Source organism: Phocaeicola paurosaccharolyticus JCM 15092 (assembly GCF_000613805.1).
In the GTDB taxonomy this organism is placed as follows: domain Bacteria; phylum Bacteroidota; class Bacteroidia; order Bacteroidales; family Bacteroidaceae; genus Phocaeicola; species Phocaeicola paurosaccharolyticus.
This window is the reverse complement of the sequence record NZ_BAJR01000002.1, coordinates 130,013-144,112: the sequence shown is the minus strand read 5'-3', so window position 1 is coordinate 144,112 and position 14,100 is coordinate 130,013. Positions and strand designations below refer to the sequence as shown.

Below are 14,100 nucleotides of genomic sequence, written 5' to 3'. Positions count from 1 at the left end.
CAGCTTTAGAATTGATGTGCAAACTTATCAAGAGTTTCTTCAAGTATTTGGTCGAACTCATTTTTATCCACCTTACCCGACTCATACAATTTATTCATCATCTTGATGTTTTGAATGGTCATTGATGACAACATCATTTGAAGTTGTGGATCAACGTCGCCACTCTTAACCATATCAACGACCAAACCACCGAATACATATGCCATATCCTCGTTCATCTTTGCTTTCATCTCATGTGTAAAGACGGTGTCTAACAACTGCTCTACCAAAGAGCGGATGTCACCAGTTGGAAGATTTGTCTTAGATTGGCGGTTTTGTGCTTCCTTCAAGTATATTAGCATAAAGTAGCCGACTGTATGGTTTGGAGAAATGTTGAATGTCTTAGCTTCCTTGGGTATCTCGTTTTTAAGCTTGGATTCCAACATTTCAAAAGAAACTTCATTGAGAAACTCAGAGAGTTGTGCAATAGTGTCGTCTTTAAGTTTAGAAATTGGTTTGCCAGCATTCTCAGACCAGCGAAGGAATGTGCTCACGACCTCAAAGGCATCCTTATCACTCAATAAGTCCATGTTCAATCTAGAAGCAGCAACGATGGCTTTTGCTTCGTTTGGTTTTCTGCGCTTAAAACCTTCCCAGTATTGAGCATTTTGACCATCACCCATAGCATGGACTGCATCCATGATTTTGTTGTTGATATTATGTTGGCTAAGTGAACTTTGTGCCGCTTTCTTTTGCTCAGCAAGTTTTCTCATTTCTTCATTATGTTTATTACCATTATGGTTGATGATGAAGATTACTGCTACAACAATGAGAATAATAATTAGAATTGTCATACGTGTAGTTTCGTTCTATGCCCGATAGCACCCAAACGAGTCTGTTATTAAACGCAGAAGCGTGGTGCCGTATGCCACACTTCTTAATGTACAAGCCCTGAGAAAACCATTGGAAACAGATGTGGGAATAACAGCCCCACGCATATGCGTGGAGACCATTATATCATCTCTTGTTTCCATTGTTTGAAGGTTCTCAGGCTTCGTACATACAAGAAGAAGACATAACGCCTCTTATTTTCAATATGTCTTGGCAAGAGTAGTCTCTAACCAAATACAAAGATAGCGAATTTATATGATACACAATCTTAATTTGGATAAAATCAATGATTTGATGATTATTTTATCTATTTGCACCTCTATTGGTCATAAACTACTTATAACGCTGATTTTTGTAGATATTCAACAATTCTCGACAACACTTATTGCTTTTCATCTATTCAATATATTACAAGGAGAATAATGTTTAAGCGTATTCAATCCCATTTAAAGAACTGGCGAATAAGTCCGTGTGGGAACAAAACAGGAACAATAGGCGCAAAATAAAATCGGCTAAGCATTGATATTCAATTACTTAGCCGATTTACTCGTACCCAGACCCGGGGTCGAACCGGGATGGAAGTGAATCCACTGGTGTTTGAGACCAGCGCGTCTACCGATTCCGCCATCTGGGCATCGTTATTTGATTGCGGTGCAAAGGTATTACAATTTTTTTATTTACCAAATTGAGAACTGCATTTTTTCGAATTTGCTAAATAATTAGTTCATTTATATACTTTATTGGATATGCTTTGAGAAATAAAATTTATATTAGCATGTAATTTAAAAATGATATCAACATGTCCAATAATAATAATTATTGCGTTATTATGGCTGGTGGCATAGGTAGTAGGTTTTGGCCTTTCAGTAAATCATCACTACCAAAACAGTTCTTAGATTTCTTTGGAACAGGACAATCTCTTCTTCAACTAACTTTTGAAAGATATAAGAATATTATTCCAGCAGAAAATATAATAGTTACAACAAATATAAAATACAAAGAAATAGTTCAGGAACAGCTCAAAGATATAAAAGAATCACAGATAATAACAGAAACTGCCAGAAGAGATACTGCGCCAGCTATTGCACAAGCCTCATATCATATTCAGAAAATTAATCCGGATGCAAATGTAATAGTAGCTCCTATTGACCATCTTATCATGAACGAGAATGAGTTCTTCAAATGTATTAAGGATGGTATTGACTTCGTTTCTGACAAAGATGTTATACTGACACTTGGTATAAAACCTACCAGACCTGAAACAGGCTACGGATATATTCAGATAAACGATATCACTGATGATAAATTCATCAAGGTTAAAACATTCGTTGAGAAGCCACAGATAGAATTTGCAAAGGTTTTTGTTGAGTCACAGGAGTTCTATTGGAATTCAGGTATCTTTATTTGGAACAATAAGACTATAATAAAGTCTTTTGAAGAACTAATGCCTGAAATCTGCATGAAGTTAAAAGATAAGAACGAAGATTTTGCATCTTGCCCTAATATCTCTATTGATTACGGAATAATGGAGAAGGCCAACAATGTATATGTTGAGCTATGTAAATTCGGATGGGCCGACCTTGGAAGTTGGAACTCTCTATATGAGATTTCCCCAAAAGATAAGGAGAAAAATGTATGCGTAAATGGCAACTCACTTCTCTACAATTGCAAAGACAACCTTATCGCTGTATCCGACAATAAGCTAACCATCGTTCAAGACCTTGAGGGCTATTTGGTAGCTAGCTCAGACGATGTAATTCTAGTTTGTAAAAAAGATGACGAGCAGTCTATAAGACGTTTCGTAAATGATGTAAAGATCAAATTAGGAGACAAATATATTTAATACTGAATGCTTTAAACAACATATATACCTTATTTGTTTATTCTGTATAAAAGTATGGATATATGAATATTGCAATTAGTGGTGCAAGTGGCTTTATTGGCTCTGCATTATCTTCTTTTTTGGAGATAAAAGGACATAAGGTTATTCCTTTGGGTAGGAAATACTTTATTGATGGCTCAGATTTTCTATATAATGAGCTATCAAATTGCGATGTTATCATCAATCTTGCCGGTGCTACCATCAATAAAAGATGGACAGAAGATTATAAGAAAAAGATTCTTAGCAGTAGAATTAATGCTACAAGGAAAATAGTAAATGCTATTGCAAGAATTCCGGATAAACCTAGACTATTTATATCTACATCTGCAGTAGGATGTTATCCCATAGATATAGAATCTGACGAGGATAGTCCTACCGAGAGTAGCAACTTCTTAGCTTCTGTATGCCGGGAGTGGGAACTTGAAGCAGGAAAATCAAAAGCTTGCAGAAACGTTATTTGTAGATTTGGGGTAGTACTGTCACCTAGTGGCGGAGCCTTGAAGCAGATACTTCTCTCGCTTAAGTTCAAGATAGCTGTTAAGTTCTCATCCGGGAATTCCCCTTTCCCATGGATAAGCCTAAATGATTTAATTAATGCTATCTATTTTATTATAAATAATGAGAACGTAAATGGCATAGTGAATTGTGTCAGTCCGGAGATAATATCATACAACAAGATAATATGCTATCTGAAGCACTCATTTCATGCTATAATATCTATAACAATTCCTTCGTACATTAAGCGAACAATATTCGGAGAGATGGGTTCTGTCATAACAGGAGGACAGAGAGTTATTCCAAGGAAGCTACTATCCATGGGATTCAAATATCAACATCCTAGCATAGATAACTTCATAAAAAAATTATCCCCTGCCATAATGAATGACAGAGGATAAATTATATTATTGATGTAGTTTTACTACTGTATTTATTAGAGGAATTACTTGTATTTATCTTCCCAGATTTTATTTATAGATGTAGCAATTTCAACAAACTCTTCGCTACTTAATTTCAGTTTAGGATTTGAGAATATCATATCCGACTCTTTCTGAATAGGAATAAGATGAATATGTGCATGAGGAACTTCAAGTCCGATTACTGCCTGACCAACCTTTTTACATGGGAAAGCCTCTTTAATGGCAGAAGCGACTCTCTTAGCAAACAACTGCATCTTTGCAAGCTCTTCATCTTCCAAATCAAAAATATAGTCAACTTCCCTTTTTGGAACAACAAGGGTATGCGCCTTTACCAATGGATTAATATCAAGAAAGGCATAGAATTCATTATCCTCAGCCACCTTATAGCTTGGAATATCACCAGATATGATCTTACTAAAAATTGTTGCCATCTTATTATAATTAAATAGGCAAACCTGCACATAACAAGTTTGCCTATATGTTTTTAGAACGAAATGTTTGTAATTTCTAAACTTATCTTACCCTGAGGTATTGTTATCTCTGCAACATCACCAATCTTTTTGCCAAGAAGACCTTGAGCAATAGGTGTGTTAACCGAGATTTTACCAAGTTTAAGGTTAGCCTCGCTCTCTGCGACGATAGTATATGCCATCTTCATTCCTGTTTTCACATTCTTAAGTTCAACCTTTGTCAAGATCTGAACAGTATCTGCATTAAGCTTAGATACATCAATGATTTTAGCATCACTTATTGTAGCTTTTAATTGGGCTATTTTCATTTCAAGTAATCCTTGAGCTTCTTTTGCCGCGTCATATTCAGCATTTTCAGACAAATCACCCTTGTCTCTTGCCTCTGCTATAGCAGAAACAATTTTTGGTCGTTCCACCGCTTCTAAATGTTTTAGCTCAGCTACCAGTTGCTGGTAACCTTCTTCTGACATGTAAGCCATAGTTATTCCTCCTGAGTTTTCTATATTATTAATACAATTATATATAAAACAAAAAGAATTCCGACATTTAAACGTCATATGTCGGAACCCTTTGTGTATTATATAATTTACAAAGTTATATTTATATTTATATAAAACAAATTTTACCTAAATGCTTTATAACATATTATAACAGTAAAATGCTTTAAAGCAACTTCTTAACTTCTCCTTCAAGTTCTGCTATATTCTCACTCCTACCGCGTAGTTCATTAGCTTTGTTAATAATGAAGAAAGTAGGGATATTGGTAACATTATATAAAGCAAGATAGTTTGAATAAGTTCCGTTAGCATCTCTTACGCAGATCCAAGGAAGGTTGTCGGATGCAGTCTTCCAGAAGTGTTCATCTTCATCAAGTGATACCTGATATATCTCAAGTCCTTGAGCAGAGTATTTACTGTACAATTCTCTTAATGCAAGGTTATGTGCTGCAGACATAGAGTGGTTATATATTGTAAAATCAAGTATAACGACTTTACCCTTAAGATCTGTCAACTTTCTTGAGCGTCCCTTGACATCCATGAGATCTATATCGATGATATTAGCCTGCTTAATCTTGTCTGGCGACACCTCCAATTGTTCCTCTTTTACAGCTCTAGTATTTTTCATACCTTTAATAACCATATTATAGAGGTTTCTAGATCTGTCGGCATGTGGATAAACGTTGTTAAGGCTGGTCGCAACAGCTGCGAAGCATTTCAGATCGTCTTTGTTCGCCAAAGGATCGAATATCATATAGTTGTTTAACTTCTGAAACAGTGCAAAATAAGCATATGTCATATTTGGCTGAGCGAAAATGTAATTGCGTGTTACATTAGTCTTATAGCTATCAACCATTTTAAGAATACTATCCTGTACAATTCCAGCAGGGATAGAACTATTCTGAGCCAATTTATTAACAGAGTTCTGCAATGCTATCTGAAGCATTACCAACTCTTTTATCTTCGTATTATTTTCTGAACCCTCCACTGTATAATCTGTAGAGAAGTTCTTTACGTTAGAGTTAATTGTTATAGTCTCTGTTGAATCGATAGCAAAATTAATTATCTCATCACCAAGTCTTAATCTATAAAATTCCGGAGATTCAGGTCTATTGCCATTAAATTCGTAAGTACCTGAGCTACCTAGTTTAACTGAATCTAGTCCGATAGTTCCATTTATGCCCATCTCATCAAGATACAACATCTTATCTGCTGCATCCGAAATTTCTCCTTTAATCTCGAAGCCATTACTCTTTTTACAAGACGAGAATCCTATAAGTAAAAGAGAAACTAAGAAATATAATTTGATTTTCATTTAAGTAAAATTGAATGTTTTTTAGTAATAAATATGGCTACAAAGATACTCCTTTTAATGGTTTGACAAACTTTTTAAGAATCTTCTTATATCTTAATCAAAAAAAAGGAAAATGAAACAAAGTTTTTAATCTCATTTTCACCTATTTAGAAATTAATTGACTATATTCGCACAATTTTTTAGACGAAAAGTATAATAAAAAACATTTTATGATTAATCCAATTGTTAAGACGATCGAGCTTCCTGATGGAAGAACCATCACACTCGAGACGGGAAAGCTGGCAAAACAGGCAGATGGTGCTGTAATGCTTCGCATGGGTAATACTATGTTGCTTGCAACTGTTTGTGCCGCAAAAGACGCAGTTCCCGGAACAGATTTCATGCCACTTCAAGTGGAGTACAAAGAAAAATATTCAGCATTCGGACGTTATCCAGGTGGTTTTACTAAAAGAGAAGGTAAAGCATCAGATTACGAAATTCTGACTTGCCGTTTGGTTGACCGCGCATTGCGTCCTCTTTTCCCAGATAATTATCACGCAGAGGTATATGTAAATATTACCCTATTCTCAGCAGATGGTGTTGACATGCCTGATGCATTGGCTGGACTTGCAGCTTCTGCTGCTCTTGCAGTTTCAGATATTCCTTTCGGAGGTCCTATCTCTGAAGTGAGAGTAGCACGTATTGATGGTAAATTTGCTATCAATCCTACTTTCGAGGAACTAGAAAAAGCAGACATGGACCTTATGGTTGCTGCTACATACGACAACATCATGATGGTTGAAGGTGAGATGAAAGAAGTTTCAGAAATTGATCTTCTTGAAGCTATGAAGGCTGCTCACGAAGCTATCAAGGTTCAATGTAAAGCGCAAATGGAACTTACCGAAGAGGTTGGTAAAGCTGTTAAACGCGAATACTGCCATGAGGTAAATGATGAAGATTTACGTAAAGCTGTTAATGAAGCTTGCTACAGTAAGGCTTATGCTATTGCAGAAGCTGGAAACAGAGACAAGCATGCACGTGAAGATGCATTCAACGCTATCCGCGATGAATTCAAAGCACAGTTTACAGAAGAAGAATTAGAAGAAAAGGGAGACCTTATCGATAAATACTACCACGACGTTGAAAAAGCAGCTATGCGTAGATGCATACTTGATGAAGGAAAACGTCTTGACGGTCGTAAGACAACTGAGATCCGTCCTATCTGGTGTGAGATTGGCTACTTGCCTGGACCTCACGGATCGGCTATCTTCACACGTGGTGAAACTCAATCTTTAAGTACTGTAACTCTTGGTACAAAACTTGACGAGAAGATCGTTGACGATGTACTTGATCAACGTAGAGAAAGATTCTTATTGCACTATAATTTCCCTCCATTCTCAACAGGTGAGGCTAGAGCCCAAAGAGGTGTAGGTCGCCGCGAAATCGGTCACGGACATCTTGCTTGGAGAGCTCTTAAGGGACAAATTCCAGCAGAATATCCATATTGCGTACGTATAGTTTCTGATATCCTTGAATCTAACGGTTCATCATCAATGGCTACTGTATGCGCTGGAACACTTGCTCTTATGGACGCCGGTGTACCTATCAACAAACCTGTTTCAGGTATAGCTATGGGACTTATCAAGAATGCCGGAGAGGATAAATTTGCTGTTCTTTCTGATATCCTTGGCGACGAAGACCACTTAGGTGATATGGACTTCAAGGTAACAGGTACTAAAGATGGTATCACTGCTACTCAAATGGATATAAAAGTAGACGGACTTTCATTCGACATCCTCGAAAAAGCTCTTAACCAAGCAAAAGAGGGACGTATGCATATCCTTGGTAAGATTACAGAATGTATTCCTGCTCCTCATGATGATCTTAAGCCACACGCTCCACGTATTGAAGCATTGACTATACCAAAAGAGTTCATCGGTGCTGTAATCGGCCCTGGTGGTAAAATTATCCAAGGTATGCAAGAAGAGACTGGTGCTACTATCACTATCGAAGAGGCTGACGGTGTTGGAAAAATACAGATTGCCGGAACTAATAAGAAATCTATCGATGATGCTATCCGCATAATCAAAGGTATCGTTGCTGTTCCAGAAGTTGGTGAAGTCTACACTGGTAAGATTCGTTCAGTTATGCCTTATGGTGCATTCGTAGAATTCCTTCCAGGTAAAGATGGTCTTCTCCACATTTCTGAAATAGATTGGAAACGTCTTGAGACAATAGAAGAGGCTGGTCTTAAAGAGGGTGATGAGATTCAGGTTAAGTTACTTGATATCGATCCTAAGACTGGTAAATTCAAATTATCTCGCAAGGTTCTTCTTCCAAAACCAGAAAGAGCTCCTAAGAGCGAAAAAGCTCCAAAGAGTGAAAATAAGGAAGAAAAAAGTGAAACAGCAGAATAATATCTGAATATAATAAATAAGAAAGGCGGCTCATATGAACCGCCTTTTCTATTGTCTTAGAACTACTATTACTCTTGTTCTTCAAAGTCTTCTTTACCTACACCGCATAGAGGGCATACCCAATCATCAGGAATATCTTCAAATGCTGTTCCTGGTAAAATACCACCTTCTGGATCTCCTACTTCTGGATCGTAAACCCAGCCGCAAACTGTACAAACATATTTTTTCATAATCTCTAATTTATATTACGTTATATTACGAAAACAAACATAATAAAGTTTTTGATTTCTCCTTAATTTTTATCTAATAAAATTTTCATTAATTCATCCATGCCTTTAGAAGCACCATTCTGTATGAAATGATAATCGGAGCCTTTTATAGGCAATTCATTAGGATCAATTACATATATCGGTACCCTCGGCGGAAGATAGTTCAAGAGTCCAGCTGCGGGATAAACATTCAGTGATGTTCCTATAACAACAAAAATATCAGCTTTCCTAACCCACTCTATTGCTTCGTCAATCATTGGTACAGCCTCACCAAACCACACAATAAAAGGTCTCTTCTGACTTCCATCGGCAGAATTATCACCCATTTTAACATCGTAATCATCAGTTGCCAATGTTTCAATATACCTAGGGTTATTTGGATCTTTGCTAGATGTAACCTTAGTAAGTTCACCATGAAGATGAATAACGTTGGAACTTCCACCTCTTTCGTGAAGATTATCAACGTTCTGAGTTATGACAGTTACATTAAAATATTTCTCTAGTTCAGCAATTACCTTATGCCCATGATTAGGATTCACGGTAAGTAACTGCTTACGAAGATCATTATAAAAATTGATTACCAGTTCAGGGTTATCATAATAGCCTTCAATAGTTGCCACCTGCTCAACCGGATATTTCCCCCACATGCCTCCTGAACCTCTGAATGTACTTAGACCACTCTCAACACTCATACCTGCACCTGTCAAAATAATCAAGTTTTTCATAATATATCATTTTTTTTAGTAAACATACAAAAAAAATGGTTTTTAGATTGTTAAAAACAATGCCATTAAAATAAAAAATTTACCTTTGTATGTTTTAAAATGAAATATTTACAGCAAAATAATTATGGATAAATTCAGTTATGCAATCGGTTTAGGAATCGGTCAAAATCTATTGAGCATGGGAGCTCAAAACATCAACGTTGAAGACTTCGCTAATGCAGTAAAGGCTGTTCTTGAGAATAAAGAGACTGCAATCACACACAATGAAGCACGCGAGATCGTAAACAAATATTTTGAAGAATTAGAAGCTAAGCTTAATGCACAGAACATCGAGAAGGGTAAGAACTTCTTAATAGAGAATGCAAAACGTGCAGGTGTTGTTACATTAGCTAGCGGATTGCAATATGAGGTAATAGCAGAGGGAAATGGTAAGAAACCATTATCTACAGATAGTGTAAAATGCCATTATGAGGGCACACTAATCGATGGTACTCTTTTTGATAGCTCTGTCAAACGTGGCGAGCCAGCTGTGTTTGGAGTAAATCAAGTTATCAAAGGATGGGTTGAGGCACTTCAACTTATGTCAGAAGGTTCTAAATGGAGACTCTTTATTCCTTCAGAACTTGCATATGGTGCTCAGCAGGCTGGTGAGATGATTCCACCTCACAGCACATTAATATTTGATGTAGAATTAATAGAAGTTTTATAAAAATAATAACAAAAAATTAAAGCAAATGAAAAAAATTAGTTTTTTCGTAGCAGTAGCTGCAGCTGCAAGCCTTGCTTCATGTACTGCTCAGTCTCCAAAAGCAAACATGAAAAATGAGGTTGATTCTTTATCATACATGATGGGTGTCACAAATACTCAGGGTCTGAAAGACTATGTTGTTGGCCAGATGGGAGTAGATTCTACTTATATGGCTGACTTCATCAAGGGTATTGAAGCTGGAGCTAAAAAGACTACTAAGAAAGATGAAGCTTACATGGCAGGTGTTCAGATAGGTCAACAGATCAGTGGACGTATGTTTGACGGTATCAATCAGCAATTGTTCGGAAACGACTCTACTGTACAACTTAGCAAAGAGAATTTCCTTGCAGGTTTTATCGCTGCAGTTAAAGCGGAAAAATTGCCTGTTACTATAGAAGCTGCTCAAGCTTATGTTCAGCAGCACGCTGACGCTATCAAAGAGAAATCTACAGCGAAGCAGTTCGGTGCAAACAAAGCTGCTGGTCAGAAATTCCTTGCTGAAAACGCAAAGAAAGCTGGTGTTGTAACAACTGCTAGCGGTCTTCAGTACAAAGTTATCAAAAAAGGTACAGGTGCTATCCCAACAGATACTACTAAAGTAAAGGTTAACTACAAAGGTTCTTTGATTGATGGTACGGAATTCGATAGCTCTTACAAACGTAACGAGCCTACTACATTCCGTGCTAACCAAGTTATCAAAGGTTGGACAGAAGCTCTTAAGTTGATGCCTGTTGGTTCAATTTACGAACTTTACATTCCTTACGATCTTGCTTATGGAGCTCGCGAAGCTGGTCAGATTAAGCCATTCTCAGCTCTTGTATTCCAGGTTGAACTTATTAGCATTGAGAAATAATAGGTAACGACAGATATTATAAAGGAGCGTCACTATTGTGATGCTCCTTTTTTATGCAAAGTCAATACCTCAAAGTAATTCTATATCAAGACTATTGCAGGTATGATCTTACAAACAGACTTTTATATTATTTAATGATAATATATTGAAATTACATCCATTCCACAAAGCAATATAATCAAACGTACCAATCAACTTTAATAAATCATAAAATGAATATTCAATATTCATTAATTTCAATAGATTGTTACGACTAATATCTTTATTTAGTATATTAACTGCACTTTTCTATATTAGTAAACACGTTTTAATTATGTTACAAATTTGTTGCAAGAATAATAATATCCTTAAAGGCTTCCCAATAGGTAGCTCCCTCTTGGATATTTATAATGGCTTAAACCTTAATCTTCCTTTCGGCCCTGTCAGTGCTAAAGTAAATAACAAAGTCGAAGGGTTGAATTTCAGAGTCTACAACAATAAGGACGTGGAATTCCTGGATATAACAAGTTCTTCCGGAATGCGTACTTACGTAAGATCTTTATGTTTTATACTCTATAAAGCAGTTGAGGACCTATATCCTTCTGGTGAGATTATCCTTGAACATCCTGTATCTAAGGGATATTATTGTAATCTTAAGATTGGCAGAGAGGTTGGGCTCGACGATGTTATAAGGATAAAGAAAAGAATGCATGAAATCATTAAAGACAACATATCTTTCCACAGATTCGAAAGACATACCCCGGAGGTGATTGAGCTGTTCAAAGAAAAAGGGATGATGGATAAGGTTAAGCTTCTTGAGACTTCAGGAAACCTATACTCTTTCTACTACACACTTCAAGATAGCGTAGATTACTATTATGGTAGTCTTTTACCAAGCACCGGTTATATAAAACTCTTTGATATAGTAAAATACTATGATGGTTTATTACTTATGGTTCCAAATAGAAATAAACCTGAGATTCTAGAAGAGGTAATAAAGCAGGAAAAGATGTTTGAGGCATTCAAAGAACACAGAAAGTGGAACCAGATTATCGGTGTAGGTACTGTTGGTGATTTCAATTTTGCATGCAATAAAGGATTTGGTACAGATCTGATAAATGTATCGGAAGCACTACAAGAGAAGAAGATTGCACATATAGCCGACCAGATTGTAAACCGTGGTGACGGTGATAAGCGTGTTAAACTTATTCTTATATCAGGCCCCTCTTCATCAGGAAAGACAACATTCAGCAAACGACTTAGTGTACAGTTAATGGCTAGTGGACTGAAACCATATCCAATATCCCTTGACAACTATTTCGTAGATAGAGATCTGACTCCTAGAGATGAGAATGGAGATTATGATTATGAATCGCTCTATTCCTTGGACCTAAAGTTCTTCAATGAACAGCTCCAAGCTTTGCTTAATGGCGAAGAAGTTGAGCTACCTACATTCAACTTTTCGCTAGGTAAGCGCGAATATAAAGGTGAGAAGTTGATGGTTAGTGAAAACATGATACTTATATTAGAAGGAATACATGCACTTAATCCAGAGCTAATTCCAAATATTCCTAAAGAAAATACTTTTAAAATATATGTGTCTGCACTTACTACTATACTGCTAGACAATCATAACTATATACCAACAACAGACAACCGTCTGTTAAGAAGGATTTTACGTGATTATAAGTATAGAGGGTATTCAGCCGAAGAGACTATCGCTCGTTGGCCAAGCGTCAGAAAAGGAGAAGATAAATGGATATTCCCATATCAAGAGAATGCTGATGCAATGTTCAATTCAGCACTAATCTACGAATTGGCTGTATTAAGAGATTATGTTGAACCTATACTTAGACAGGTTCCTAATAACCGACCGGAATATTCGGAAGCATACCGCTTACGTAAATTTCTAGAATATTTCGTTCCTGTGCGTGATAATGAGCTACCTCCTACCTCACTGTTAAGAGAGTTCTTAGGTGGAAGTAGTTTCAGATATTAATATATTTCTATATCATACATATTCCTTGTTGCTTTAATTAGCAACAAGGTTTTTTTTATTATATCAACCATGTAGGGCGAAATGCAATAGAAAGATTTTTAGCGTATAAGCCTTATAGATATTCACCAAAAACTTAAATAATCTTTGCTCAATAATATCAATATAAAATGGGAAAGCAAATTAATAATTTTATATAAAATATAAGTGTACTCTTATTATGAACAGATATCAAAATATTCATTAATTTTGCACTGTTAATAAAGATGATTTAGTAAATATGGCAGAAGGATTCAGTCAAGTACAGACACAAAATCAGCAGCAAGTACAGACACTATCCCCACAACAGATAATGGTAGTGAAACTGCTCGAACTGCCAACAGTTGAGTTGGAGGAGAGAGTTCATGCCGAAATTCTTGACAATCCTGCTTTAGAGATTGGCGACAATGATAAAGAAGAGTCATCTGATAACAACGAATCGTCTCAATTAGACGAAGACAATGAAGACATTAGCCATAGCGATGAAGACATCTCTTTAGGAGACTATCTGACCGAAGATGATATTCCAGACTATAAACTTCAGGAGAGCAACCGTTCAAAAGATGAAAAAATGGAGGATATTCCTTTCTCGGACATTGTATCCTTCTACGAGATTCTAAAAGAACAACTTGCTATGCAGGACATTTCGGATAGTGAGAGAGAGATAGCTGAATATATTATTGGTTCACTTGATGATGATGGCATACTTAGAAAGGATTTTACTACCATCAGTGATGAACTTGCAATTTACAGAGGTATTAACACCGATGAACAGGAACTTGAAGAGATACTACATATAATTCAGGATTTCGATCCTGCAGGTATTGGCGCACGCTCTCTTCAAGAGTGCTTATTATTGCAGATAAAACGAAAGAGTAATTCTCGTGAGAAAGAGTTACAACTAGAAATCATCGAAAATTGTTTCGATGATTTCAAGAAAAAGAACAGGGATAAGATTATTCAGAGGCTTGAGATAAGTGAAGATGAGTACGATCAAGCTCTTTCAGAACTTGTAAAATTAAATCCCCGTCCTGGTAGTTCGCTAGGTGAAGCTATAGGAAGAATTATCAACAGATTGTACCTGATTTCATCGTTGAGACCCTTGAAGATGGGGTAATAAATCTTTCGCTTAACAATCATAACA

At 36.4% G+C, this 14,100-nt stretch carries 13 protein-coding genes and 1 tRNA gene; 7 read left to right on the top strand and 7 right to left on the bottom strand.

All coding sequences use genetic code 11. From position 1 onward, the window contains the following. Nucleotides 1-5: 5 nt before the first annotated feature. Together JCM15092_RS01970 and JCM15092_RS01965 are read right to left on the bottom strand one after the other, a co-directional pair. Nucleotides 6-833, bottom strand: a complete 828-nt coding sequence (locus JCM15092_RS01970; RefSeq protein WP_024993184.1) for a hypothetical protein — start codon at nucleotides 831-833, stop codon at nucleotides 6-8. A gap of 587 nt (nucleotides 834-1,420) precedes the next feature. Beyond that, nucleotides 1,421-1,504, bottom strand: a tRNA-Leu gene (locus JCM15092_RS01965). Between the two features lie 165 nt (nucleotides 1,505-1,669). Between JCM15092_RS01965 and JCM15092_RS01960 the strand changes: the two genes are divergently transcribed. Together JCM15092_RS01960 and JCM15092_RS14645 are read left to right on the top strand one after the other, a co-directional pair. Continuing rightward, the gene (locus JCM15092_RS01960; protein ID WP_024993183.1) at nucleotides 1,670-2,713 is read left to right on the top strand and encodes a mannose-1-phosphate guanylyltransferase; all 1,044 of its coding nucleotides are present in this window, start codon (nucleotides 1,670-1,672) and stop codon (nucleotides 2,711-2,713) included. A gap of 62 nt (nucleotides 2,714-2,775) precedes the next feature. Continuing rightward, on the top strand, nucleotides 2,776-3,648 hold the full coding sequence (locus JCM15092_RS14645) for a TIGR01777 family oxidoreductase (RefSeq protein ID WP_051532454.1): 873 nt from the start codon (nucleotides 2,776-2,778) through the stop codon (nucleotides 3,646-3,648). A gap of 44 nt (nucleotides 3,649-3,692) precedes the next feature. Here JCM15092_RS14645 and JCM15092_RS01950 read toward each other — a convergent pair whose 3' ends face one another. From JCM15092_RS01950 to JCM15092_RS01940, 3 genes are all read right to left on the bottom strand, one after another. Next, nucleotides 3,693-4,100 (bottom strand): HIT family protein, encoded by a 408-nt coding sequence (locus JCM15092_RS01950; RefSeq protein ID WP_024993182.1) that lies wholly within the window; start codon nucleotides 4,098-4,100, stop codon nucleotides 3,693-3,695. Between the two features lie 53 nt (nucleotides 4,101-4,153). Beyond that, a complete protein-coding gene (gene greA, locus JCM15092_RS01945) occupies nucleotides 4,154-4,618 on the bottom strand; it encodes a transcription elongation factor GreA (protein ID WP_024993181.1) in 465 nt (154 codons plus the stop codon). A gap of 184 nt (nucleotides 4,619-4,802) precedes the next feature. Beyond that, a complete protein-coding gene (locus JCM15092_RS01940; protein ID WP_034541425.1) occupies nucleotides 4,803-5,951 on the bottom strand; it encodes a thioredoxin-like domain-containing protein in 1,149 nt (382 codons plus the stop codon). A 209-nt stretch (nucleotides 5,952-6,160) separates the two neighbouring features. Between JCM15092_RS01940 and pnp the strand changes: the two genes are divergently transcribed. Continuing rightward, entirely contained in the window at nucleotides 6,161-8,347 is a 2,187-nt protein-coding gene (pnp, locus tag JCM15092_RS01935) for a polyribonucleotide nucleotidyltransferase (RefSeq protein WP_024993179.1), read from the top strand. A gap of 68 nt (nucleotides 8,348-8,415) precedes the next feature. On the opposite strand, the gene rd is transcribed toward pnp, so the two are convergent. Both rd and JCM15092_RS01925 read right to left on the bottom strand, forming a co-directional pair. After that, a complete protein-coding gene (rd, locus tag JCM15092_RS16765) occupies nucleotides 8,416-8,577 on the bottom strand; it encodes a rubredoxin (RefSeq protein WP_084488405.1) in 162 nt (53 codons plus the stop codon). Nucleotides 8,578-8,639: 62 nt separating this feature from the next. Next, entirely contained in the window at nucleotides 8,640-9,341 is a 702-nt protein-coding gene (locus JCM15092_RS01925; protein WP_024993178.1) for a Sir2 family NAD-dependent protein deacetylase, read from the bottom strand. A 124-nt stretch (nucleotides 9,342-9,465) separates the two neighbouring features. Here JCM15092_RS01925 and bamJ (JCM15092_RS01920) point away from each other — a divergent pair, with 124 nt between their 5' ends. The 4 genes from bamJ (JCM15092_RS01920) (at nucleotide 9,466) to JCM15092_RS17975 (ending at nucleotide 14,073) form a co-directional block, all read left to right on the top strand. Next, a complete protein-coding gene (bamJ, locus tag JCM15092_RS01920; RefSeq protein ID WP_024993177.1) occupies nucleotides 9,466-10,050 on the top strand; it encodes a BamJ family beta-barrel-assembly machinery protein in 585 nt (194 codons plus the stop codon). Nucleotides 10,051-10,075: 25 nt separating this feature from the next. Continuing rightward, the gene (bamJ, locus tag JCM15092_RS01915) at nucleotides 10,076-10,942 is read left to right on the top strand and encodes a BamJ family beta-barrel-assembly machinery protein (RefSeq protein ID WP_024993176.1); all 867 of its coding nucleotides are present in this window, start codon (nucleotides 10,076-10,078) and stop codon (nucleotides 10,940-10,942) included. 313 nt (nucleotides 10,943-11,255) lie between these two features. After that, nucleotides 11,256-12,920, top strand: a complete 1,665-nt coding sequence (locus JCM15092_RS01910; protein WP_024993175.1) for a nucleoside kinase — start codon at nucleotides 11,256-11,258, stop codon at nucleotides 12,918-12,920. A gap of 277 nt (nucleotides 12,921-13,197) precedes the next feature. After that, complete coding sequence (locus JCM15092_RS17975) at nucleotides 13,198-14,073, top strand: RNA polymerase factor sigma-54 (protein ID WP_439645891.1); 876 nt, start codon at nucleotides 13,198-13,200, stop codon at nucleotides 14,071-14,073. The last annotated feature ends 27 nt before the right edge of the window (nucleotides 14,074-14,100 follow it).

What these genes read in the sequence shown, in the direction of transcription:
- JCM15092_RS01970 (WP_024993184.1), bottom strand. Translation starts at nt 833, where the DNA reads ATGACAATTCTAATTATTATTCTCATTGTTGTAGCAGTAATCTTCATC.
- JCM15092_RS01960 (WP_024993183.1), top strand. Translation starts at nt 1,670, where the DNA reads ATGTCCAATAATAATAATTATTGCGTTATTATGGCTGGTGGCATAGGT.
- JCM15092_RS14645 (WP_051532454.1), top strand. Translation starts at nt 2,776, where the DNA reads ATGAATATTGCAATTAGTGGTGCAAGTGGCTTTATTGGCTCTGCATTA.
- JCM15092_RS01950 (WP_024993182.1), bottom strand. Translation starts at nt 4,100, where the DNA reads ATGGCAACAATTTTTAGTAAGATCATATCTGGTGATATTCCAAGCTAT.
- greA (WP_024993181.1), bottom strand. Translation starts at nt 4,618, where the DNA reads ATGGCTTACATGTCAGAAGAAGGTTACCAGCAACTGGTAGCTGAGCTA.
- JCM15092_RS01940 (WP_034541425.1), bottom strand. Translation starts at nt 5,951, where the DNA reads ATGAAAATCAAATTATATTTCTTAGTTTCTCTTTTACTTATAGGATTC.
- pnp (WP_024993179.1), top strand. Translation starts at nt 6,161, where the DNA reads ATGATTAATCCAATTGTTAAGACGATCGAGCTTCCTGATGGAAGAACC.
- rd (WP_084488405.1), bottom strand. Translation starts at nt 8,577, where the DNA reads ATGAAAAAATATGTTTGTACAGTTTGCGGCTGGGTTTACGATCCAGAA.
- JCM15092_RS01925 (WP_024993178.1), bottom strand. Translation starts at nt 9,341, where the DNA reads ATGAAAAACTTGATTATTTTGACAGGTGCAGGTATGAGTGTTGAGAGT.
- bamJ (WP_024993177.1), top strand. Translation starts at nt 9,466, where the DNA reads ATGGATAAATTCAGTTATGCAATCGGTTTAGGAATCGGTCAAAATCTA.
- bamJ (WP_024993176.1), top strand. Translation starts at nt 10,076, where the DNA reads ATGAAAAAAATTAGTTTTTTCGTAGCAGTAGCTGCAGCTGCAAGCCTT.
- JCM15092_RS01910 (WP_024993175.1), top strand. Translation starts at nt 11,256, where the DNA reads ATGTTACAAATTTGTTGCAAGAATAATAATATCCTTAAAGGCTTCCCA.
- JCM15092_RS17975 (WP_439645891.1), top strand. Translation starts at nt 13,198, where the DNA reads ATGGCAGAAGGATTCAGTCAAGTACAGACACAAAATCAGCAGCAAGTA.